Raw genomic sequence first — 21532 nt, forward strand, 5'->3', positions numbered from 1 at the left:
CGTCAGCCGGGGAGGCGGTGGCGAAGTGCCTCGCCGACCGCGTCCCACGCGCCGGCAAGCTCACCGAGCGCATTGTCGAAGCGCTCGAAACGCTTCTGCTTCATGGCGCGGGCCAGGTGAAACTGCGCGATCTTGCTGCCTTCGGCGATGCGCAAGGACGCGTCTCGCGCCTCCGAGAACCCGTCCGCATCCAGCCAGTCGAGATGGCTCGCCAGCAGTTCGAAATTCGCGCCGAGCTGGCGCAACGTGTTGAAGGCGTAGAGGTGAAAGGCCTGGCCCGGCCGCTCGGCCAGCGCCTCGGCCTGTGCCAGCGCCACGGTGCGGTAGGCCGCGACGGGGTTCGCCTCCGGGCGCCGCGCCAGATGACGGGCGAGCAGGCGGCGCGCCGTGACCCTCAGCGCAGCCTCGTCCGGCAGGCGCGTCGGCAGGCGGGCCATCTCGGCATAGGGGAACAGCGTGTCCTCGCGCTGCTGGCCGGGCAGCAGGCGGAAGAGACCGTCGAAGTCCTCGCCCGTCGCACGGTGGAAGCCGTCATTGTGGAAATAGTCGAGTTCCCGCCCGGCGCGATCGAGCCGATTGACGGCGATCGTCGTCTTGCCGTGGCTCTCGCGATAGGAGAGGCCCCGCGTGTCCGGCATGTAGAAGGAATCGAGCTCGATCAGCACCAGGCGTCCCCGCGCGATCTGCTGCTCGATATGGCCGATGAGATCGTTATAGAGCGCCAATTCGGTGACCTGGACCCCATAGAGCGCTTCGAGATCGTCGAGCGGCGGCTTGAAGAAGGTGAACTGGTCGCCTTCGAAATCCTGCGCCACCGTGAAGCCGAAGGCCGCCGCCGGCTGCGTGCCAAGCGCATGCAGGATCTCGATCCAGAGATCGGCATAGCAATTGGTCTGCGGCCAGTGGCGCTCGCCCGCATGCATCGCATGCGGGCGGTAGGCCAGCGGATCGACCGGCAGCAGCGTCTTGGCCGCGGGCTTTCCGATCTTCGAATGGGCGGTCATGCGCCGCTGTCCTTGCTTGTATTGCCTCGACGTGAGCACCACCCGCGCCGTCATCCCGGGCTTGACCCGGGATCCATTCCGGAACGCTTCCGACGAAGGTTCAGGCATGGATCCCGGATCGGCGCCGCTTCGCGGCTTGTCCGGGACGACGAGGAGGTCTGGAGCTAACGAAACCTCTCAGCCCCAGAGCACGTCGCGCACGGCCGTCGGCCAGGCCTCGACATCGTAGCCATGGTGCTTGAACAGCGCGAGCGCGACGCGCTCCATGCCAAAGCCGACGCAAGCGGTATGCGCGGTCTCGCCCTCCGCCGTCTCGATGCCCCAGGTCGAGCCGAAATGGTCCTGATGGTAGTTGAAGGAGAGGCAGGCGGTGGGCTTTTCCTCGCTCTCGATCGGGATCAAAAGCTCGAACTTCAGACGCTGATCGCGCTGGTTGTTGGCGAGCATGCGCCCGGCGCGACCGAAGAACGGGTCGTTGGCAACATCGACGTCGAGCGGCACGCCGAGCGACCTCATCATCTCCTGCCCGCGCTCCAGCCATTGCGCGCGGAACTCCGTGACCTGATCGGGCGTGCCGAAACGGACATATTCGCGCATCCTGAACAGCTGCATCCGCGCCGGGTCCTTCGAGGGCTCGTGGCGGAAGCAATAGGATTGCAGGTCGAACAGCGCGCCCTCTGCCTTGAGCGGGCCGCGCTTGGCGACAACAGGATAGAGCGGGTAGCAGGCGGCCGGGGTCAGCACGACCTCGGTCGAGATCTGCCCGTCGGTCCAATCGACTCCGTCAGCTACATTGTGCAGCAGCTGCGCATGGGCGCGCTCGTCACCGGCGAAGGAGTGAACGGTGCCGGCAAGCTGCGGGAAGCTCTTGAGGTAGCCGCTCTTCTCGAAATGCTTGCGGCTCATGGCGGGGGGAAAGCGAATGATCTCGGCGCCGTCCTTGCCGCCATAGCTTGTGATCAGGTCGTCGAAACGAGCGATGACCTCCTCGAACAACCCGCTGCGGCCGTAAAGACCATCGACGCCCGTGTCGATCAGCAGGCCGTTATCGATCAGCTGCGCAAGGAAGCCCTGCGGCTGGGAGCAGTTCTGGCACATTCAGATCACCGGGAAAGGCTGGAATCGTGCTTGTACACGGCCAGCAGGTTGGAGGTGTTGCCGAGGATTCGGTCGTTGTTGATCATGATCGGCGCCGAAAGCGCGTCGCGCATCAGCCGCGCCAGGCTCAGCGGACTGTCGTTGCGATAGCCCTGGATGCCGCAGATTAGGAAGGCCTGCGTCACGATCTCGCCGACGCTCTGCGAGGCCGCGATCTTGACGCTGTTCATCGCGACGACGAAGCCCATCGAGGACAGTTCGTCGGCGTCGCTGCGGGCGCGCTCATAGCGGTCGAGTCCAGCGACGACCAGCGCCTTGAACGCTTGCAGCTTAGCCAAAAGCTCAGCCAGGCGCAGCGCGCTCGGCGGGGTCGAGCCCGGCTTCTTGCGGGCTTCGGTCCGCACGAAGGTCTCGCAGCGGGCCACGGCCTCGGAGGCGATGCCGTACCAGATCGCAGCCCAGAGCAGATGGGCGTGGGCCAGCATCGACTGCGCCGCAATCTCGGCAAACGGCGTCGGGATCACCTGCGGCAGCGGAGCGCGGCCGGCGAAAGTGAAGTTGTCCGAGCAGGTGCCGCGCATGCCCATCGTGTCCCAGACGGCGCTGCGCTCGAGCCGGTACTGGTCGCGGGTCAGCACCGCCATGACCTGGTCGGAGGGCGGAGCCTCGGGCGTGCGGCGAGCCGTGATCAGGATGGCATCGGCTTGGGCTCCATAGGAAATCAGGCAGCCTTCCTTCTCCAGCGTGAAATCGTTGCCGTCGCGCACGACGCCGCAGACGGAATTGCGCAGGTCGCCGCCGACGCCGCCACCTTCGGTGGTTGCCGAGGCGAGCAGCAACTGCTCGCGCGCGATCCGCTGCATGAAGCCGGCATGCCAGGGATCGTCGCCGCAATGGACGACGAGGCTCGACACCTTGATCTGGTGCATGGCGTAGACCATGCCGGTCGAGGAACAGCCCTGCGACAGCACCGAGCAGATCTCGGCGATGGTTGGTAGGCTCGCTTGCTCGCCGCCCTGCGCGACCGGGATCATGATGCCGAGCAGCCGCTCGCGCTTGAGAGCCTCGAAGGCTTCGTGCGGGAAGCGCGACCTGGCGTCGACATCCGCCGCATGCTCGGCCGCGATCTTCGCGACCTTGCGGGCCGCCGCGATCATTGCCTTCTCGGTGGCGGCGCGGCCGGCGAGATCGACGAGCACGGGGGAGGGCGATGCCGTGCCCGCTTCAAGCTCCGGCGGCAATTCCGGGCGGCGCGCAGGCGCACCCATCAGGCGTGCTCGCTCATGATGCTCTGGAGCGCCTGCTCGATGCCCGATATCGAGGAGAAGTTGCGTCGGTTCATCATCTTGTCGGGGAATTCGAGGTCGAACGCCTCCTCCAGCGCCATCATCAATTCGACCGTGCCGAAGGAGGTCAGCCCGGCGTTGAAGAGATCGTCGTCGTCACGCAGCGTTGCAACATCGACCGGCAGCTTGGCGGTCTTGCTCAGGATTTCGCGGATCTTGGTCTTCATGGGAGCCTGCTCTTTCCTCAACGCCGGTGCCGGCTGGCGTGAGCAGGTGCCGCATCGGCGACATCCTGCGAATGATCGCCGGACACGGATCTCTGCTTGCTGTTGACGCCGTTGTTTTCGTTACGGCAGGTCTAGCGCCGAGAGATTTAATGTCGTCTTGCGTTCATCACTGAAAGAAGCTCGAATTCGATGAATTGAGCGGCGATCACGACCTTTGGTAAATGAAGATACGCCGGAAACTCGCTCATATCCGCGCAATGGCGTTTACGATATTTTTGGAAACAGGCCTGGATACGTCCGGGAACACGGCAATCCAGCATCGTCTGCTGCTATACAACGGGCTCGACGCTTCTCGTCATATCTGACGCTGGGGAAGACCATGGCGACATTCGGATCGCGGCTTGCCGATCATAAGGGCGTAGGACCCGGCTTCGACGCCATGCGTATCGCGCTGGCGCTGTCGGTGCTCTTCACCCATACCGGGCTGCTGCGGGTGGCGACGCCGGAAGCGGCGCTGGCGCCGGTCGTTCCGTTCGCGCCTTTGCAGCAATGGGCCTTCGACTTCGCCATTCTGCCGATGTTCTTCGCGCTCAGCGGCTTTCTCGTCGCCGGTAGTGCCGAGCGGCTTTCCGTCGGGCAGTTCCTGATCAACCGTGGTCTGCGCATCGTGCCGGCGCTTGCGGTCGAGATCGTGCTGTCGGCGCTGGTGCTGGGCCCGCTGCTGACCATTTACGGCTTCTGGCAGTATATCAGCGACCCGCTCTTCGCGCGGTATTTCCTGAACATCCTCGGCAACATCCATTACGAGTTGCCGGGCGTCTTCCTGTCGAACCCGCAGCCGAACATCGTCAACGGCTCGCTCTGGACGGTGCCGCATGAACTGACCTGCTACGCGCTGCTGGTCGCCTGCCTCGTCATTGGGCTCTATCGTCGGCGCTTCCTGATGCTGCTGGTCACGCTGGCATTGTTTGGCGTGTCGATGGCAATTTTTCTGTGCGGGCGCTTTGGCATCGCGCTGCCCTATCAAGACGCGCTGAACTACGTCTTCGTCACGCGGGGCGCAGCCAGACTGGTGCCGCTCTTTCTCGTCGGCATCCTGTTTTACCAGTATCGGGATCGTATTCCGTATCGGCTCGCTTATGCGGTGACGGCGCTGGTCGCCTATGTCGCTATCGCCGCCTTCGGGTCTCCGGACTGGATGGTGAACCCGGTCTTCTCCTTCGTGACCGCGCCACTCTTCGCCTATGTGGTGACCTATGCGGGCTTGTCCGAGAAGTTCGTCTTCAAGCCCCTGTCGCGCGGCGACTACTCCTACGGCATCTATCTCTACGGCTACCCGCTGCAGCAGACGATGGTTCACACCATGCCCTGGATCGACAATCGCGCCGCCTTCTTCGCGCTCTCGGTCGCGGCGGCGAGCGCCATGGCGATCTTCTCCTGGCACGTCATCGAGAAGCCGATCCTGCGGTTGCGACGTAAGTTTTCGCTGACGGCGCGAATCCATACCGGCGAGGCCCCGGTGGCCAAGCCCGCGACGGCTACGGTTCAGCCGGCGGTCGCGGCGGAGTAGGCGGGCAGCGTCTCGGCAGACGCCGTCGCGCGCGGCGCCGGCCCGGTCGCATCGGAATCGCTCGACCCCGCCATGAACCAGAGCAGCGCCGCCGTCTTGATCGAATAGACGGAATCGCTGACCAGCATCAGTAGGCAGATATAGGTCGCGACGCAGACCTTGAAGCGCCAGGCGCGCGGCGTCCGCTCGGGCTGGAAGATGAACAGGCTCCAGAAGCCGATCATCCCGACAAGCCCGATCTGGTTGAGCGAATAAGCGTAGCCTGAATCCGACAGGAAGGGCTTGTCGGGCGAAAGGCCCCACACCGCTTCCGGCGACAGCGAGGTAATCAGCCGCGCTGTCCACAGCAGGCGCCCGGCGAGGTTGTTCTGCCAGCTCACCTCGGCGCTGTTGAAACCGTAGATCGCCAGCCCGCTCAGGATGATGAAGGGCGCGCAGAGCCAGACGATCCGTGGCGTCAACGGCGCGACGAGCCAGGCGGCGGTGGCGACCATGCAGACATTGGCGCCGAAGCGCGAGTCGCTGAGCACGATGGCGCAGGCGCCGGTGAGCAGCGTCAGCCAGCGGTGGCGCATCCGGCTGCGCGTCAGCGCCCAGATATAGAGGATGGCACCGAAATTACCGGTCGAGATCGGCTCGAGGAAAACCGACGAGGCGCGGTGAGGGCCGAGAAACGGCAACAGCGTGCGTGCATCCGGCCTGACGCCGCTGGCGAAGAGCGCGCCGGTATCGGGCTTGACGTCGGTCGGGGCGACGGTGCCGCGCGCGACGTAATATTTGATGATGTTGAAATACTTCACATAAACGTCGAGCGCCGTGAACTCGAAGATACCGAACACCACGACGATAAGCCCGCTGATCAAGGCGGCCCGGTCGGCGATGCGAATATCGTTGCAGGCTCGGCCGAGCAGATAGAACGCGATCGGAATCAGAAAATCGCGCACCGCCTTGGGGTCGAGAAGCGGGCGCATCGCCATCAGCAGCGCGGCATAGGACACGAACACCGCTAGCACGACATAGGGGCCGGCCCGCTGGCCCAACCCCAGATAGAGCGCGGTCGCGACGAGCACCACCTCGCAGCCCATCACCATGGTGTCGTTCACAGCGAGCACGTTGGTGTTGAGGAAGCACAGCGCCATGTTGAAGGTCAGCGCGCCGACCAGCAGCAAGAGCGGCAAAGTGGGAGGTGGCGCGCCCGGCGTCGCGGCCGCGGGCGGTTCGAGCGGCATCTCAGCCGGCCTGCCTGAAGCGGTTCAGCCAGCTCACCTTCGCCGTGGCCTTCTCCATGGATTGCGGCTCGGCGGCCGGCGTCGTGTCTGTTGTCACCAGCGCGATGATGCGGCTGCGGTCGGGCGAGGCGGCGTCGGCGGTGGCCTTCAGCGTCTCGACGGTCTGGCCGGCGAAGCCCGTCGCCAGCACGATCGCGTCGGCATCGGCATGCGCGTTCCCTCCGACGGTGGCGGGACGCATGATGATGAAGCTGTGGCGGCGGCGGGCGGGGCCGGATCCATCCTCGCCGACACGGCGGATGCTGAGGTGGCGGCTGCCGACATCGCCCTGATAGATCAGCACGCTCTCGCCGCGCAAAGCGAGTTCCTGCGCGAGCAGATCCGCGACGGCATCGAGCGCAGGCGTGGACAAGCTACCGGTAACGGTGATCGTCGCGGGCAGCCGCTGGCCGAAGCGCTGTTCCAGCGCGTCGGCCACGGGCCGCAAGGCCAAACGCCTCTCCGTCGGCAGTTCCGGCAAAGTCACGGCGGTGTCGATACCGAGCGCGGCCGCAGCGCTGGAAGGCGTCCATGCAGCAGCGGGCGGGGCCGCAGGCGCGTCGTCATGGTCGGAGGAGCGCGGCCACAGGAATTTCGGCCGCGAGATTTTGAACCGCGAGATTTTCAGGCCGGAGGGTTTGGGGCCCGCGGCCTGCTGCGGCTGCGGCGCAGGGAGGCCGGAAGGCGTGGGCCGAATGGGCAGCAGCTTGCGGTCCGCCGGCAGCAGTTCGAGCAGATAGGCGATACCAAGGCCGGCGCAGGCACCGAACATCAGGGCCGCTCCGAGCACGAGCGCGAGCGGCGGCTTGCTCGCGAAGGTCGGTGCCACCGCTTCCGACAGCAGCCGGGAGTTGTTGGTCTCGATCTTCTTTTGCTGGTCGAGCTCCTTCGCCCGCTGCAGCGAAGCGTTGTAGACGACCCGTGTCGCGTCGGCCTCGCCCTGGAGCTGGCGCAGCCGGATTTGCGCCGCACTGCTGACCTCCTGGGTGCGGGTCAGCTCCTTGGCGCGCTTCTGGAGATTGGCGAGATTGGCCTCGGCCTGACGATAACCTTCCTGGGCCGAGGCGCGGATGCGCCCCAGTTCCGCGGTCATCAGCCGTCGCGTCTCGGCAAGCTCCGAGCGCAGTTCGATCATGCGCGGATGCTGCGGAGCAAGCGTTCCGCCCAGGCTGGCGATCTCGCGCGAGGTCTGGGCCAACTGACCCTTGAGCGAGGTCAGCGAGGATGAGTTGGCGGCCTCCGGCAGGGTCTCGGCCAGCGCGACGGCGTTGCTGCCCGCCCGGCCAAGCTGTTCCCGGCGCGCCTGCTGCCGGGCCATTTCGGCCGTCGCCTGGCCGATCTGGCTGTAGAGGTCACGCAACTGTTGGGTGACGATGAGCCCGCTCTCGCCGGTGCTGACCAGCCCGTTCTGGCTGCGGAAATCGTCGGCCGCGCGCTCGGCCTCGTCGAGCTGGGCGCGCAGGCCCGAAATCTGGCCGATGAGCGAGGCGTTGGCCCGCTCCACGGAGCCGCGCCGGCCCTCGATGCCCTGTTGAAGATAGGCCTGCGCCAGCGTGTTGGCGATCTCGGCCGCCTTCTGAGCGTTAGGGTGCGAAACGGTGATCCGGAAAACCAGCGAGGCGTCAACACGCTGGATGACGATGGCGCGTCTCAGCGAGTCCAGCGTCGCGGCGGCGCGTTCCTCCAGCGAAGGCTGCATCACCTTGCCGAGCACGCGCGCCATCAGGCCGGGCGCCCCGGCAAAGGCAGGATCGTCGACCAGCTTCAGATCGTCGATGACCTGTTTGAGAACGCCGGTCGACATCATGACCAGCGCCTGACTGTCGACATTGGCGAAGTCGATCGAGGCGGAGGTGTCGGTGCGGACAATGTCCTTTCCGACGACCTGAAGGGCGGTGGGATCGACCAGAAGTTCGGCGGTGGCGCGGTAGACCGGCGGGCGCGTCACGGCATAGCCGAAAGCGAGCGCCATGCAGATGGCGATGCTGACGAGCACGAGCTTGCGCCTAAGACGCAGCAGTCTCAGCAATTCCGACAGGCTGAAGGCCATGGCAGGCCTGGCAGGCGCCGCCGCGACGTTCGCTTCTCCCGCCTCCAAGGCAGCCGCCTGCACCTTCGCACTCCTTGATTCGCGAGGCTGATACGCTCGTCCGCAACAAACGATGCTTCAGCCTGGCTTTTTCGCGTTCATGTTCCCGCGTCACGGTTAAGATTCATCTAACCGGCGAGATAAGGTTTGAGTGAAATATTCGCGGATACCTCTCTGCGAAGGTTAACTAAATCCGCACAAGTCCCGTCGTGGGGCGTTCCCCGTTGCTGGCGCAGCTGATAGATCAACTTTGACGAAAATTGACGGCATCTGCCGAAATTGCCGCCTTCATCGAAATGGCGGCATCGCTGGTCATGCGGCGTTTACGATCGGACCTGAATCGTGGCTCGGCCTAGGATTTGTTTAATCTGCCTTACGCATGGTCCGGCCATGAACTGGCGCGCAGACGCCGCGATCTCGAACAGGGCGACCGCATGCGGATTCTGATGGCCTGCGCCGCATTTCCACCGTTCATCGACGGCGGTGGTCCGATCTCAGCGATGATCGTCGCCAAGCTGCTGCTTGGTCTCGGCCATGAGGTGACGGTCGTGAACGTTGCTGACGAGGCGCGGCACGAAATCTATGACGGCGTCCCGGTCCGGCGGCTCGCCTCTCTCAATATCGACTGGAATTACCGGCTGCCGCGGCCGGGCTGGAAGAAACTGGTCTGGCACGCGCTGGAGAATTTCAATCCGCGTGCCTTCTTCGCGATGCGCCGCGAAATCCGCGAGCTTAAGCCCGACCTCGTCCTCACCGACTCGATCGAGAACATCAATGTTGCGAGCTGGGCCGCCGCCAAAAGCTGCGGCGTGCCGGTCGCGCATATCGTGCGCAGCGCCTTCCTGCTCTGCTGGAACGGCAGCATGTCGCGCGGCGGCGCCAATTGCGACGGCGCCTGCGGTTCCTGCAAAGCGACCTCCTACGGCAAGAAGCTGAGCTCGCGCTTCGTCGATGCGGTGATCGGGGAAACCGACTTCATCCTCGATCGGCACTTCTCCGAAGGCTATTTCCCCCACGCGACCCGCCACCGCATCGCCGGCGCGGTACCGACCCCGGCTGGCGCGATGCCGCGTCCGGCACCGGCCTCCGACAGGCCGCTCAGGGTCGGTTATATCGGCGTGCATGATCGCCTCAAGGGCCTCGACACGCTGGCGGATGCCGCGAGGCGCCTGGTCGGCCGGCCCGTCGAATTCCTGATCGCCGGCACCGGCTCGCGCGATTACGCGAAAAGCCTGCCTGAACGCTTTCCCGCCTCGAACACGCGCTTCCTCGGCTGGACCAAGCCGGAGGACTTCTTCCCGCAGGTCGATGTCATCGCGATCCCCTCGCTGATCCGCGAACCGTTCGGCCGCGTGACGATCGAGGCCTTTGCCCAGGGCGTTCCGGTGATCGGCGCCCGCAGCGGCGGCATTCCCGAGACGATCGAGCCGGGCCTCAGCGGTCTGCTGTTCGAGCCCGGTGACGACGCCGAACTGGCCGCACGGATCGACAGTCTTGTTGACGACCGCGACTTGGTCGCTCGCCTGTCGGTCGGAGCGTTGCAGGCCGCGTCCCGCTACGCGCCGCAGCGCATCGCGGCCGCGTTCGACGAGGCGCTGACCGGGCTCGTTCAGCAGGCGGCGCGGCCTGCCCTGCTGCAGACGGAAGGGTTGCACTCGTGATCGCGCTCTTGCGCCAGCTTCGGCAGGTCGAAGGGCGGCGCTTCATTTCCGCGTTCTCGTCGCGGTTCAGCAGCACGCTGCTGAGCTTTCTCGTCCTGCTGACGGCGAGCCATTTCCTGCCGACGCAGGAATACGGGCTCTATGTCTTTCTGTTTTCGGTCGGCAGCGCGCTTGGGCTGATTGCCGTTCTCGGCCAGCAGATCCTGGTGGTGAAGCACTATCAGCGCATGGAAGGCGCGGATCTGCCGCTGAACCAGGCGCTACTCGGCGTGAATGCGCGCTGGCTCGGCCTCGGCAACGCCTTGCTGCTGGCTGGCGCAGTGCTGCTTTTCATCTTCTCGGACAGCCTGCCGGAAACCTATCGCCAGCTTTGGCTCGCCTTCGTCTTCGCAGCCGTGTTCTCGCTCAGCGAATACCTGCAGAACTATTTCCGCATCCATGGCGAGATCAATCTCTCTCTGATGCCGCGCGAGATCGTCTGGCGCGGCGGCTCGATCCTGGCCATCGGGGCTGCCGGGCTGGCCGGGTTCCTCGGTGGCGGCCAGGGCGTGATGATGATCCTAACGGCTCTGCTCTTCGCCACGACCTTCTACCAGAGCGCCGCCTTCCTGCGGCGCGAGGGCACGACCTGGCTGCATGCCAAAGCGAGCGCGCCGGCAAAGACACAGGCCGAATGGCAGCAGGAAAGCCGATATTTCATCGCCAACGGCGTCTTCATCTCCGCATCGGCCTATTTCGAGACGATCCTGATCGGCGTGCTGCTCGGCCTCGACAAGGCCGGCTTCTATTTCGTCGCCTTGCGCATCGCGATGCTGCTGACGCTGCCGGTGGCCGCGATCGACACGGTCGGCATCCCGATGATCGCGGCCCGCGTGCAGAAGAACGACATGCCGGCTGTCCAGAAGCTGGTCGCGCAATTGTCCTTCGGCAGCTTCGTCATCTCGCTCGCCGGCGGTCTCGGCCTCGCGGTCCTCGCGCCCTTCGTGCTTACTCTGTTCAACCCCGAATTCGTGCGCCACGAGGACGTGCTGACGGCGCTCTGCGTGCTGTCCATCGCTCAGGCTTTCTTCGGGCCCGGCTCCTGGCTGCTGATGATCGGCGGCGGGGAGCGCTATTTCCTGGGTGCCCGCGCGGTCCTCTTCGTCTTCTATCTCGGGCTGCTTTACTGGCTGGGCAGCATCGGTGGCCTGATGGGCATTGCGATCGCCGGCGTCATTTTCAACACCGCGCTCAATCTGGTCGCCTGGCACTGGGTCAAGTCGCGCTGGGGCGTCGACAACATGGCGACGGCGTTCATCCGTCCGTTCCTGTTCGGCGGTCGCCCGGCCGATAAATCCTTCGAGACGGTCCAACCGGCGCATGGAGCGGGCAAATGAGGCAATCCTCGGTGGCTCTGTCGACGGCGCAAATCGTGCCGCTGCGCCCAGTGGAGGCCGAGCGCGAGCCCTCGCGTCTCGGCGAGCCCGTCATCATTCGCAACAGCCTCGGCCTGCTTTATCCCGGCGGAGGGGCGGTGGCCGTGCTGATGCTGGGCGCCGTCGGCTATGAGGAGATGTGCCTGCGCACGACCTGGCAGGCGCTGTCTGAAAAGCTGTCGCAAGCCGGCATCGCCAGCCTGCGCTTCGATTATCCGGGACAAGGCGATGCGCCCGAGCCTGATGATGCCGAAGGCCTAAGCGACTGGTTCGAGACGATCCGGGCGGCGGCCGAGATGCTGCGGCGTGCCAGCGGCTGCTCCCAGCTCGTGCTGGTCGGGCAAGGGCTGGGCGGGATGCTCGCACTGCACGCCGCGCCGGCGCTCCAGCCTTTGGCGGGAACGGTCCTGATGGCGCCCGTCGCCAACGGCAAGCGCTACCAGCGCGAGCTCTCGGTCTGGTCGCGTATGGTCTGCGATCGCATCGGCATCGGCATCGACCCCGACGACGACACCGGTTGCGCCGTAGCGGGCATGCGCATCGCGCCCGGCCGGCTGCACGCAATCGCCGGCCTGACGGTGAACACGATCGAGGCCGCGCCTTCGCCCGACGCGCTGCTCGTCGTGCGCCCCGGCCATGCGGCCGATGCCACCGTTGCTGAGACCCTGTCGGCGCTTGGCTGCGCTGTCGCGGAGCAGCCTTACGAGGGCTATGAGGTCCTTACGACCGATCCCACCGCGGCTCGTCCCCCGCAGCAGACATTGGCGGGGATCGTCCAGTGGATCGGCGAGCGCGCGGCGGTAACGCCCGCCAATGACGCCGGTGTCGTCGTGCCCATGCCGGGCCCGATCTTCGGCCATGACGTCCTGCGGGGCGACGGTTATGCCGAGCGACCGTTCCGGTTCGGGCCCGGTGGGCGCCTGCTCGGCATTCTTTGCGAGCCGCTTGGCGAGGCGGACAGCGAGCCGGTGCTTTTCGTCAATGCCGGGCGTGACTACCATATTGGCTGGGCTCGGGTGACCGTGAACCAGGCGCGGGCTTTCGCGCGCCGTGGCGTGGTCTCGCTTCGCTTCGATTGCAGCGGCATCGGCGACAGTCCGGCTGCAAGCGACGGTCCTGACGAAATCCTGTATTCTCAGGCCCAGATCGACGACGTCAGCTTCGCCATCGATGCGCTGGAGGCGCGTGGTTTTGCCAGCCCGGTGCTCGTCGGCCGTTGCAGCGGCGCCTACGCCGCCTTCAATGCGGCCGTAGTGGACCGGCGGGTGCGACGGCTCGTGATGGTCAACAACGAGCGCTTCGTCTGGGACGCTGCCGAAAGCGTCGAGGATGCGATCCGCTATGCCCATCGCAGCGTCGGCGATTTCGGTGCGACGCTCCGGCGCAAGGGTGGGATGCGTCGGCTCTTGACGGGGCAGCTTCGGGTCGGCCCGGCGGCGCGCTACATTCTGTTCCGCTGGCATAAGCAGCTCTCGGTCGCGCTCGCGCCTTTCCTCGGCCGCCTGACCAAGCATGGCCGGCTGCATCGCGAATGCCATCGGCGCATGCGCGTCCTGGCCGGCAGGGACGTCGAGGTCTCGCTGGTCTATGCCGAAGGCGATGTCGGCATGGGCGAGTTCCGCACCTATTTCGGCGCCCGTGGGGAAAGGCTCTCGGCCTACCCCGAAGCGGCGCTGACCATGATCCCCGACGCGGACCACAATTTCACTCACCGCGCCGCCGCCGAGCGATTGCTGGCGGTGCTGATGCGATTGGTGGCGCCGTGAAGCGCTGCTTTGCCATCGCGATCGTGGCGAGCCTGCTCGCCGTCCTGCCCGCGCAGGCAGAGATGTGCCTGCGCGGCGTCAATATCTCGGGCGCGGAGTTCGGCGACGTTCCGGGCAAGCCGGACAAGGATTACACCTATCCGAGCGAGGAGGCGTTCAAGCGCCTGGCCGGTCTCGGCGTCGGTTCGGTGCGCTTGCCGTTCCGTTGGGAGCGGCTCCAGCCGGCGCTGGGCGAGGGCCTCGACATCATGGAGCTGGCGCGGCTCGACCAGGCGGTACGCCAGGCGACGGACGCCGGCATCGTGCCGATCCTCGACCTGCATAATTTCGGCTACTACGCCAAGCGTCAGCTCGGCACGAAGGACATGCCGGCCGAACGGCTGGGCGATGTCTGGCGCCGCCTCGCTGTGCATTACAAGAACCGGCCGAAGCTCGTCTTCTCGATCATGAACGAGCCCTACGACATCCACAGTGCCGCCTGGGCCGCCATCCAGAACGTCGCCGTGACGGAAATCCGGAAGGCCGGCGCCAAGCAGCTCCTCCTCGTGACCGGCACGGCCTATGGCGGCGCCCATAGCTGGACGAGCGATCTGCCCGTCGGCAACAACGGCCGCGACCTGCTCGACGTGAAGGATCCGCTCGACCGCTACGCCTACGACTTCCATCAATATCTCGACGCAGATTTCTCCGGCCGCGCTCCCGAATGCTCTGCCGCTCCGCGCGCGATCAAGGCCATCGACGATGTCACGGCGTGGCTGAAACAGCATGACCGGCGCGGCTTCCTTGGGGAGTTCGCGTCGTCTGGCCAGTCGGACTGCGTCGCGGCGCTCGGCAAGCTCGTCGCCCGGGTCGACGCCAACCCGAAGCAATGGGTCGGATGGGCCTATTGGGGTGCCGGCGCCTGGTGGCCGCCGGACTACATCTTCAACATCGAGCCGACGGCCTCAGGCGAACGGCCGCAGATGAAGGTGTTGATCGAACGGCTCAAGGCGACCAAGGCCAAGGGAGCCTGCGGGCGGGAGGCCAAGCCTTGAACGCGATGGTCTTCCCGGCCGAAGCCAAAACTTTGCCGGCGGGAACCCGGATCGTTCATGTCGTGCGCCAGTTCCTGCCGAACCGGGGCGGGCTGGAGGATGTCGTCGCCAATCTCTGCAGGGCGCAGCTCAAGCTCGGCCTGAAACCGTCGGTGGTGACGTTGAACCGCCTGTTCGTCGAGCCCGACCACATCCTGCCCGCAAGCGAGGTGATCGACGGAATCCCGGTGACCCGCATCCCGTTTCGCGGTTCCAGCCGTTATCCGCTAGCGCCCGGCGTTTTCGCGCATCTTGGCGAAGCCGACATCGTCCATGTTCACGCGATCGACTTCTTCTTCGATGCCCTGGCTTGGGGGCGCTTCCTGCACGGCAAGCCGCTGGTCGCCACGACCCATGGCGGGTTCTTCCACTCCGGCGATTATACTGGGTTGAAGACGCTGTGGTTCAAGGGCCTGACGCGGCTCTCGGCCCGCGCCTATCGCAGGCTCGCAGCGTGCAGCGCCGCAGACGCCGCGCGCTTCGAGACCATCGCGGGCGAGCGTGTGATGCTGATCGAAAACGGCGTCAATCTCGACAAGTTCGCGGGCGCGGCGAGCCCGGTCTCGAAGCGGCGCCTCATCAGCATCGGCCGCTTCTCCAAGAACAAACGGCCTGACCGCCTGATCGCGACGATGCGGGAACTGGCGCGCCGCGACTCCGATTGGCACCTCGATCTCATCGGCGTGGCGTCCGACTGGACGGAGACCGAGCTTCGCGCATCGATCGCCGACGCAGGCATGGACCGGCACGTCACGCTGCATCTGGGCCTCGGCGACGCAGATATCCGCGCGCTTCTGGGGCAAGCGTCTATCTTTGTCTCGGCGTCCGAGTTCGAGGGCTTCGGGCTGGTGGTGATCGAAGCGATGAGCGCGGGCCTCGTCCCCGTCGTTCACCCCAATGCCGCTTTCGCAGCGCTCGCCGCAAAGCTCCCGGATATGAGGCTCGCCGATTTCAGCAAACCGCAGGAGGCGGCGAGCGCGGTGGCCGCCGCCTACGACGCGCTGGCGGCGGGGAAGGCGGATCGGCCCTCGCCAAGTCTGCTCGCCGATTATTCCTGGGACAAGGTCGCCGAGCGATACCTAGGGCTCTACCTGCGTTGAATACCGGGCGCTTGATGCCCAAACGCGATGCGACCTCATTCGGTGCTGATGCGTTGAACGGGCACGACCTGAAAGAGGTGCCCATGTCGAAACGCGACGATGTCGGAAGATCGCTCGCTCAGGATATCCGGCACAGGGCCAGGACCGAGGTGAAGTCCGGGCCGGGCGACCGGGGGCGAGCCGAAGCGCTGAGCGACCCGTGAAGCTCGCCACCTTCAACGTCAACGGCATCAACGGCCGGCTGCCGGTCCTGCTGCGCTGGCTCGACGAGGCGCAGCCCGACATCGTGTGCTTGCAGGAGCTGAAGGCCGCGCCGAACAAGTTTCCGGAAGAGGCCCTCCGTGCGGCCGGCTATTCGGCCCTGTGGCAGGGGCAAAAGAGCTGGAACGGCGTTGCGATCCTCGTCCGAGGTGCAGACGCGGTCGAAACCCGGCGGGCGTTGCCGGGCGAGCAGGAGGACACGCAGAGCCGCTACCTCGAGGCTGCCGTCAAAGGCGTCCTCGTCTGTTGCCTCTACATGCCGAACGGAAACCCGGCTCCGGGGCCGAAATTCGACTACAAATTGCGCTGGTTCGAGCACCTGATCTCACATGCGGCATCGCTGCTGGAGCACGAGGTCCCCGTCGCGCTCATCGGGGACTTCAACGTCATGCCGACCGAGCTCGACGTCTACAAGCCTGAGCGCTGGCAGGATGACGCGCTGTTTCGGCCGGAAGTGCGGGAAGCGTTCGCGAGGCTCGCCGCCCAGGGCTGGACCGATGCTTTGCGCAAACTCCATCCCAACGAGCGCATCTATACGTTCTGGGATTATTTTAGGAATGCCTGGGGCCGCAACGCCGGCCTGCGCCTCGACCATCTCCTGCTCAGTCCGCAGCTCGCGAAGCGCCTGAAAGGCGCCGGAGTGGACCGGCATGTCCGAGGTTGGGAGAAGGCGAGCGATCACGCGCCGGTCTGGATCGAGTTGTCCGACGGCTGACTGGCATCTCGCTTTCTGTCGTGGCGAGCAGGCCCCCTAGCCCTCTTCGGTCAGCTCCCGCACCCGCGCCTGCAGACGCGCATTCGCCGCTTCCGAGACCTTGAGACGTTGCAGCAGGTCCCCCTGCGGTTCAGCGACCGGGTCGCCGAAGGTCACCCCGACCCCATCGCCGCGGCGCCAGATCACGCGAGCCGAAAACCGCTTCTGCCGCGCGGGAATTTGAAGTTCGAAAACAGGCGGCAGCATCACCGCCTCGGACAGCTTGAGCAGCGCCCCTTCTTCCGAGGCGTTGCGGATCGTGCAATCGACCGTGGAGCGGCGGTCGTTGAACGTCGCGACCCCGGCCAGCAAGGTCCGCATGCGCGGCAAGCGTCGGCGTTCTTCGTCCATGCCGTGGCTCCTGTGCGACCGAGTTCAGACCGGGCGCCAATATAACACGGCTCTCATGTGGTTCATGCGTCGGCGTGGTTTGGCGTTAACGGAAGCTGCTTTTCCGGCTGGTGCTCGGCTGGCGGGAGAACGACGGGCTGCATCGCGAAGAGCCGCTTAGTCGGTAGCCGGCTATTTAGGGGGAGAGGCGAGACTTGGCCTGCCCTCTAGGGAGTACTCCCTCTGGTGAGAGCGGGAATCCCCTTTGCGCTCTTCGTTGCGGAATGGATGAAGCGTAGCGTCAATCTGTTGCGGGTTGAGTTGGGGGATTTGCTGTGGGCTCGATAGCGAAAACTTGCGAAACGCAGATCTCTGCTGGTGAACTGCAGGCTGCCGCCGAAAAGATCAAGAACCTGCGGCTGGCTGCCACTGAGCATGCGATCGAGATCGGGCGGGAACTGCTGCGCGTCAAGGAAAAGCTTCCCCATGGCGCATTCGTCAGATGGGTCGAGCGAGCCTGTGATTTCAAGATCAGGACAGCGCAAGACTTGATGAAGCTGGCGCGCGAAACAAAGCCTGACGCAAAGCTTGTTGCCCTGATGGTTCCTTCGACGTTGCGGGTCTACCTGTCCAGGAAAACGCCCCCGGCTGTGAGAGCGTCTCTGCTGCAACGGCTCGAAAACGGCGACCGGGTGTCCCGCAGCGATCTGTACTCGCAGCTCTCCAAGGCCCGCGAGACCGCGCTGGCGCCGGCTTCGTGCCCAGGTCCGGCTTCGCGACAAGGTTCGTCCGCCTCCTTCATGACGCTCGATCTCCGGGCCGGCGCGGAAGGACGCGCGGCGGGGCCCGACCAGGCCCGCGCCGTCGCCGAGCTTCTTCTGCGGCGTCTCAGCCCGGACGATTACGCGCTGATCATGGAGGAACTGAACTGGGAAACCTGGAACCGCGTCTTCGTCTGGATGAGGGCGGCGCGGGTCGTGGACGCGGAGCGGGCCGAGTTGGCTTTGCCCTCCGCGCCCCCGGGCGCTTCCCTCCACCTTGTCTCCTCCGAGTTGCAGTGACGGGTCCGGCGGCGTGTCTCCGTTTCGTTGCGTGTGTGATGTCCCCACCGGATGGCGAAACCGGCGATGCCTAAAGCGGCATCGACCGGCCGTCGCCAGCAAACCGGGCCTGCGATGATCGGGTTTGCTAAGAAATCGGATCTGCCATGACGGGCCAGCACATCAATCGGCAATCTCCAGCGCTCGGACTGTTTACGGCCCGGCGGCATCTTGGGCTGATCTTGACCTGTGCCACTGTCGCGATTGCAGCTGGCCTGGTGTTCGTAGGGATTCGAGCAGCAACCTACACCGCCACGACGCAGGTTCTGGTCTACGTCAAAGAGGTCCAGCCCGGTGCCGAGCTGGTGATATCGCTCGGCCGGGCCGACCTTACGCAGGTCGAAAACGAGATCGAGATTATCCGCTCGCGTGGAACGCTGGCCAGGGTCGTCAACGCGCTGAATTTGACCGACGATCCGGAATTCGTGCCCGAGGCAGCGTTCGTACAAACCATTGTGGGTTTGGTTTTCGGGCCGCCGTCAGCAATGCAGTCCGAGGAGCGCAGCCGGCAGGACATCGCGATCGCTTCGCTCGTGCGGCGCCTGGCTGTCCGGCGTATCGGGACCAGCCACACCATCGCGATCGAGGTCACCAGCGGCGACGCGGCGAACTCCGCCCGTATCGCGAACGGGATCAGCCAGGCCGTCCTGCAGGCCCGTAGCGCCGAGCAGGACGGCGAAAGGGCTCCGCTTTTGCGCGAGCGCCTGCGGGGGCTCGGACCCAGCCTCTACGTGATGACGCCCGCGCTCACCCCCGATAGGCCCAGCGGCCCGCGCAAACTGCTGGTGGTGCTGGCAGCGGCGATCCTTGGACTTCTGACGGGCGCGGGGCTGGCGATCGCACGCGACCTTCTGGACAGGACCGTCCGCACGGCGCGACAGATCGAGCGGCTCGGACTTGAATGCATCGGCGCGTTTCCCGTGCTTCCCGGCAAAAGCGACCGCGCGCGCCTCCCAATCGCAAACTCCGAGGGGCGGCGGCCGGCTCTCGCGGCGCTATTGAACCAGACCTCGCTGCGCGTGCTCGTCGCCGCCGAGGCTGTGCAGGCCCGCGTGATCGGCGTCGCGTCGCCGACGGCAGGCCAAGGCGCGGCCGAGGTCGCATGGCAGGTCGCGCAAGTCGCCGCGCGCAGCCACCGCAAGGTCGTCCTGGTCGAGCCCGGCACTGAGGGCGCGAGCTGCCCGGTGCCGGATACTGCCGAGCCCACCTCCGATCTGATCGTCGTGGCACTGCCGCCGCTCGAGGACGGCGCCGCGTTCCGCATCGCTGCGCAGGATGTCGACGGCGTCGTCTTGGTGGTGAGATCCGGCAGTACCAATTTCGAGCGGATCGAGCGCGCTTTCTCCGTTGCCGGCGTAGCCCGGTCGGACTTCATCGGTGCCGTTCTGAACGAAGCCGATGAGCGCGTCCTCGGGCGCTTCGGCAACACGCTATGGCGGGCTGAAGCGCTCGTCGCGTCGAGGCGGCGCCTGTTCGCCGCGAAAGAGCCATCTCAGCCCGTCGTGAGATCAGCATGAAGCGGAAAGGTGCTACGATGAAGCGAAACCGTTCATGGACCAAAGCCATCGCCGCAGCCTCGCTGCTCCTGTGCATGCTGGATGGCAACGCCGTCCGCGCCACGTCCGAGTATGCTATCCGGGCGGATGACAAGCTTCGGATCAAGATCTTCCAGTATCCCGAGCTGAGCGGCGAATATAAGGTCCGCGCCAATGGCACGATCTCGATCGCGCCCATTGGGGATATCCTGGTCAACGGCCTTTCCACCAAGGAAATCGCCGGGCAGATTTCCGAGCGCATTGTCCGGGCCGGCATTTCCGACAAGCCCGGCACCTCCGTGGAGGTCGTCGAGACCCGCCCGGTCTATGTCCTCGGGGATGTGCAGAAGCCCGGCGAATACCCGTTCCGCCCCGGAATGACCGCCTTGCAGGTCGTCAGCCTCGCCGGCGGATGGCTGCGGTTCAGCGACCCCGGCCTGATGCGCCTCGACCGCGACAGCATCAATCTCACCGGCGAGATGCGCAATCTGGCGAGGCGATATTACGAGCTGACCGCGCGGCGCGCCCGCTTGAATGCCGAGCTCGTCATGCGCGCCGACGTGCAGTTCCCGACCGATCTGATGATGCGTTCGCAGAGCGACCCCGGCGTGCGGCAGTTGATCGACGAGGAACGCTCGCTGCTGAACATCCATGTCGATGCGCTCAAGACGCAGATCGAGAGCCTGGAGCAGAACCGCGGTCTCTACGAGCGCGAGATCGATGCGATCCTGCGCCAGATCGAGGCCAACAAGGTTCAGGTCGCCAGCGTCGAGATGGAGCTCGTGGAGGTCAGGGGCCTGGTCAAGCGCGGCCTGACGACCATCAGCCGTCTCGCCAATCTTGAGCGCATGCGGGCGCAGCTGGACATGAACGAGCAGGGCTTCCAGACGCTGATCCTGCGGTCGCGCCAGAACATCACCCAGGCCGACCAGCGGATTTTCGACCTGAAAAGCCAGCGGAACGCTTCGGTGACGGCCGAGGTTCAAAAGGTCCGGATGGATATCGACGATATCAGCGTGAGGTTCGATACCAACCGGAGCCTGCTCGTCGAGGCGAAAGTCACGGTTCCGACCCTGGTCGGCAATTCGGACGGGCCGGTGGAAGCACGCGCACTGGTCGTCGTCCGCATGCAGGACGGTAAGTCGCTGACGATCGAGGCGGACGAGAATACCGAGCTTTTGCCGGGGGACGTTCTCAGGATTCAGCGCAGTTTCCTGCCCGGATCAATCGGCGGCATCGGCTCGCTCGAACAGACCAGCCTGCTCACGCCGACCCGCGTCAAACAATAAGACCTGGGCCGCGTGCTTTGCGGCCCGGCAGTCTGAGACGCGTGCGAGCCGCCGGCACGCCGTGTTGTTTCGTCCTGTTGAGTATCGAGTGGGAGATCGACGATGGCCTTCGAAGACCGCAACGCCACAGCAAGCCCCGGCGGAGCCTCCGTTCAACAGCAGATGCTGGCGTTCGAGCCGCAGCTGCGCGCTTACGCCATGTCGCTCAGTCGCAGCGCCGACAGGTCGGATGATCTCGTGCAGGAGACGCTGCTGCGGGCCATCACCAAGATCGACACCTTCCGCCCCGGCACCAATCTGGGCGGCTGGCTGACCACCATCCTGCGCAACTGCTACCTCGGCGACCTTCGCCGTCGACGCCGGGAGGTCGAGGACGCCAACTCTTGCTATTCAGAGGGCCTGCGCTCCGCGCCCGAGCAGGAAGGCCTGCTCGAATACAAGGAATTCTGCTCGGCGCTTCGGGAAATTCCCTTCGACCAGCGCGAGGCACTGATGCTGGTCGGCGCCGCCGGCCTCTCCTATGAGGACACCGCGACGCTGTGCCGGACGACCACCGGAACGATCAAGAGCCGAATCAACCGGGCCCGATCTCGGCTCGCGGCGCTTCTCTCGATCGAGAATGTCAGCGAGCTCGGACTAGACAGCCGGACGCGCGCGGTGATGGCCGGCAGCCGAGGGGCGGATACAAAGCGCTGGTCCTTCTGAG

18 protein-coding genes are annotated in these 21532 nt (G+C 65.5%); 11 read left to right on the forward strand and 7 right to left on the reverse strand.

From position 1 onward, the window contains the following. Positions 1-2 precede the first annotated feature (2 nt). The 4 genes from AC1DR6_RS11350 to AC1DR6_RS11365 all read right to left on the reverse strand — a co-directional run bounded on the left by AC1DR6_RS11350 (position 3) and on the right by AC1DR6_RS11365 (position 3615). A complete protein-coding gene (locus AC1DR6_RS11350) occupies positions 3-1004 on the reverse strand; it encodes a DUF1839 family protein (protein WP_476829324.1) in 1002 nt (333 codons plus the stop codon). 177 nt (positions 1005-1181) lie between these two features. Further along, positions 1182-2102: an amino acid--[acyl-carrier-protein] ligase gene (locus AC1DR6_RS11355; RefSeq protein WP_476829325.1), complete on the reverse strand. Its 921-nt coding sequence runs from the start codon at positions 2100-2102 to the stop codon at positions 1182-1184. A 5-nt stretch (positions 2103-2107) separates the two neighbouring features. Then, positions 2108-3259: an acyl-CoA dehydrogenase family protein gene (locus AC1DR6_RS11360; RefSeq protein ID WP_476829382.1), complete on the reverse strand. Its 1152-nt coding sequence runs from the start codon at positions 3257-3259 to the stop codon at positions 2108-2110. Positions 3260-3369: 110 nt separating this feature from the next. Next, positions 3370-3615, reverse strand: a complete 246-nt coding sequence (locus AC1DR6_RS11365; RefSeq protein ID WP_476829326.1) for an acyl carrier protein — start codon at positions 3613-3615, stop codon at positions 3370-3372. A gap of 379 nt (positions 3616-3994) precedes the next feature. Between AC1DR6_RS11365 and AC1DR6_RS11370 the strand changes: the two genes are divergently transcribed. Further along, the gene (locus AC1DR6_RS11370; RefSeq protein ID WP_476829327.1) at positions 3995-5185 is read left to right on the forward strand and encodes an acyltransferase family protein; all 1191 of its coding nucleotides are present in this window, start codon (positions 3995-3997) and stop codon (positions 5183-5185) included. On the opposite strand, the gene AC1DR6_RS11375 is transcribed toward AC1DR6_RS11370, so the two are convergent. Both AC1DR6_RS11375 and AC1DR6_RS11380 read right to left on the reverse strand, forming a co-directional pair. Continuing rightward, positions 5161-6414, reverse strand: coding sequence for a UDP-phosphate alpha N-acetylglucosaminyltransferase (locus AC1DR6_RS11375; protein WP_476829328.1), 1254 nt, complete (start codon positions 6412-6414; stop codon positions 5161-5163). The genes AC1DR6_RS11370 and AC1DR6_RS11375 overlap by 25 nt on opposite strands. A gap of 1 nt (position 6415) precedes the next feature. Beyond that, entirely contained in the window at positions 6416-8566 is a 2151-nt protein-coding gene (locus AC1DR6_RS11380) for a GumC family protein (RefSeq protein ID WP_476829329.1), read from the reverse strand. Between the two features lie 422 nt (positions 8567-8988). Here AC1DR6_RS11380 and AC1DR6_RS11385 point away from each other — a divergent pair, with 422 nt between their 5' ends. The 6 genes from AC1DR6_RS11385 to xth all read left to right on the forward strand — a co-directional run bounded on the left by AC1DR6_RS11385 (position 8989) and on the right by xth (position 16533). Continuing rightward, positions 8989-10203 carry a glycosyltransferase gene (locus tag AC1DR6_RS11385; protein ID WP_476829383.1) on the forward strand — a complete coding sequence of 405 codons (1215 nt, stop codon included), beginning with the start codon at positions 8989-8991 and terminating at the stop codon, positions 10201-10203. Then, on the forward strand, positions 10200-11579 hold the full coding sequence (locus AC1DR6_RS11390; protein WP_476829330.1) for a lipopolysaccharide biosynthesis protein: 1380 nt from the start codon (positions 10200-10202) through the stop codon (positions 11577-11579). The genes AC1DR6_RS11385 and AC1DR6_RS11390 overlap by 4 nt, the downstream gene beginning before the upstream one ends. Then, positions 11576-13384: an alpha/beta fold hydrolase gene (locus AC1DR6_RS11395; protein WP_476829331.1), complete on the forward strand. Its 1809-nt coding sequence runs from the start codon at positions 11576-11578 to the stop codon at positions 13382-13384. Before AC1DR6_RS11390 ends, AC1DR6_RS11395 begins: the two co-directional genes overlap by 4 nt. Continuing rightward, the gene (locus AC1DR6_RS11400) at positions 13381-14418 is read left to right on the forward strand and encodes a glycoside hydrolase family 5 protein (RefSeq protein ID WP_476829332.1); all 1038 of its coding nucleotides are present in this window, start codon (positions 13381-13383) and stop codon (positions 14416-14418) included. Before AC1DR6_RS11395 ends, AC1DR6_RS11400 begins: the two co-directional genes overlap by 4 nt. 5 nt (positions 14419-14423) lie before the next feature. Beyond that, the gene (locus AC1DR6_RS11405) at positions 14424-15557 is read left to right on the forward strand and encodes a glycosyltransferase family 4 protein (protein WP_476829384.1); all 1134 of its coding nucleotides are present in this window, start codon (positions 14424-14426) and stop codon (positions 15555-15557) included. A 199-nt stretch (positions 15558-15756) separates the two neighbouring features. Beyond that, a complete protein-coding gene (xth, locus tag AC1DR6_RS11410) occupies positions 15757-16533 on the forward strand; it encodes an exodeoxyribonuclease III (protein ID WP_476829333.1) in 777 nt (258 codons plus the stop codon). A gap of 36 nt (positions 16534-16569) precedes the next feature. Here the strand turns inward: xth and AC1DR6_RS11415 are convergent, their stop codons facing one another. Beyond that, entirely contained in the window at positions 16570-16923 is a 354-nt protein-coding gene (locus tag AC1DR6_RS11415) for a PilZ domain-containing protein (protein WP_476829334.1), read from the reverse strand. Positions 16924-17237: 314 nt separating this feature from the next. Here AC1DR6_RS11415 and AC1DR6_RS11420 point away from each other — a divergent pair, with 314 nt between their 5' ends. The 4 genes from AC1DR6_RS11420 (at position 17238) to AC1DR6_RS11435 (ending at position 21531) form a co-directional block, all read left to right on the forward strand. Further along, entirely contained in the window at positions 17238-17963 is a 726-nt protein-coding gene (locus AC1DR6_RS11420; protein WP_476829335.1) for a DUF3102 domain-containing protein, read from the forward strand. A 146-nt stretch (positions 17964-18109) separates the two neighbouring features. After that, complete coding sequence (locus tag AC1DR6_RS11425; RefSeq protein WP_476829336.1) at positions 18110-19519, forward strand: Wzz/FepE/Etk N-terminal domain-containing protein; 1410 nt, start codon at positions 18110-18112, stop codon at positions 19517-19519. Positions 19520-19536: 17 nt separating this feature from the next. Next, complete coding sequence (locus AC1DR6_RS11430; RefSeq protein ID WP_476829337.1) at positions 19537-20826, forward strand: polysaccharide biosynthesis/export family protein; 1290 nt, start codon at positions 19537-19539, stop codon at positions 20824-20826. A gap of 102 nt (positions 20827-20928) precedes the next feature. Next, entirely contained in the window at positions 20929-21531 is a 603-nt protein-coding gene (locus AC1DR6_RS11435; RefSeq protein WP_476829338.1) for a sigma-70 family RNA polymerase sigma factor, read from the forward strand. Position 21532: the final 1 nt, after the last annotated feature.

It is taken from the genome of Allobosea sp. P5_A5, from assembly GCF_056400625.1.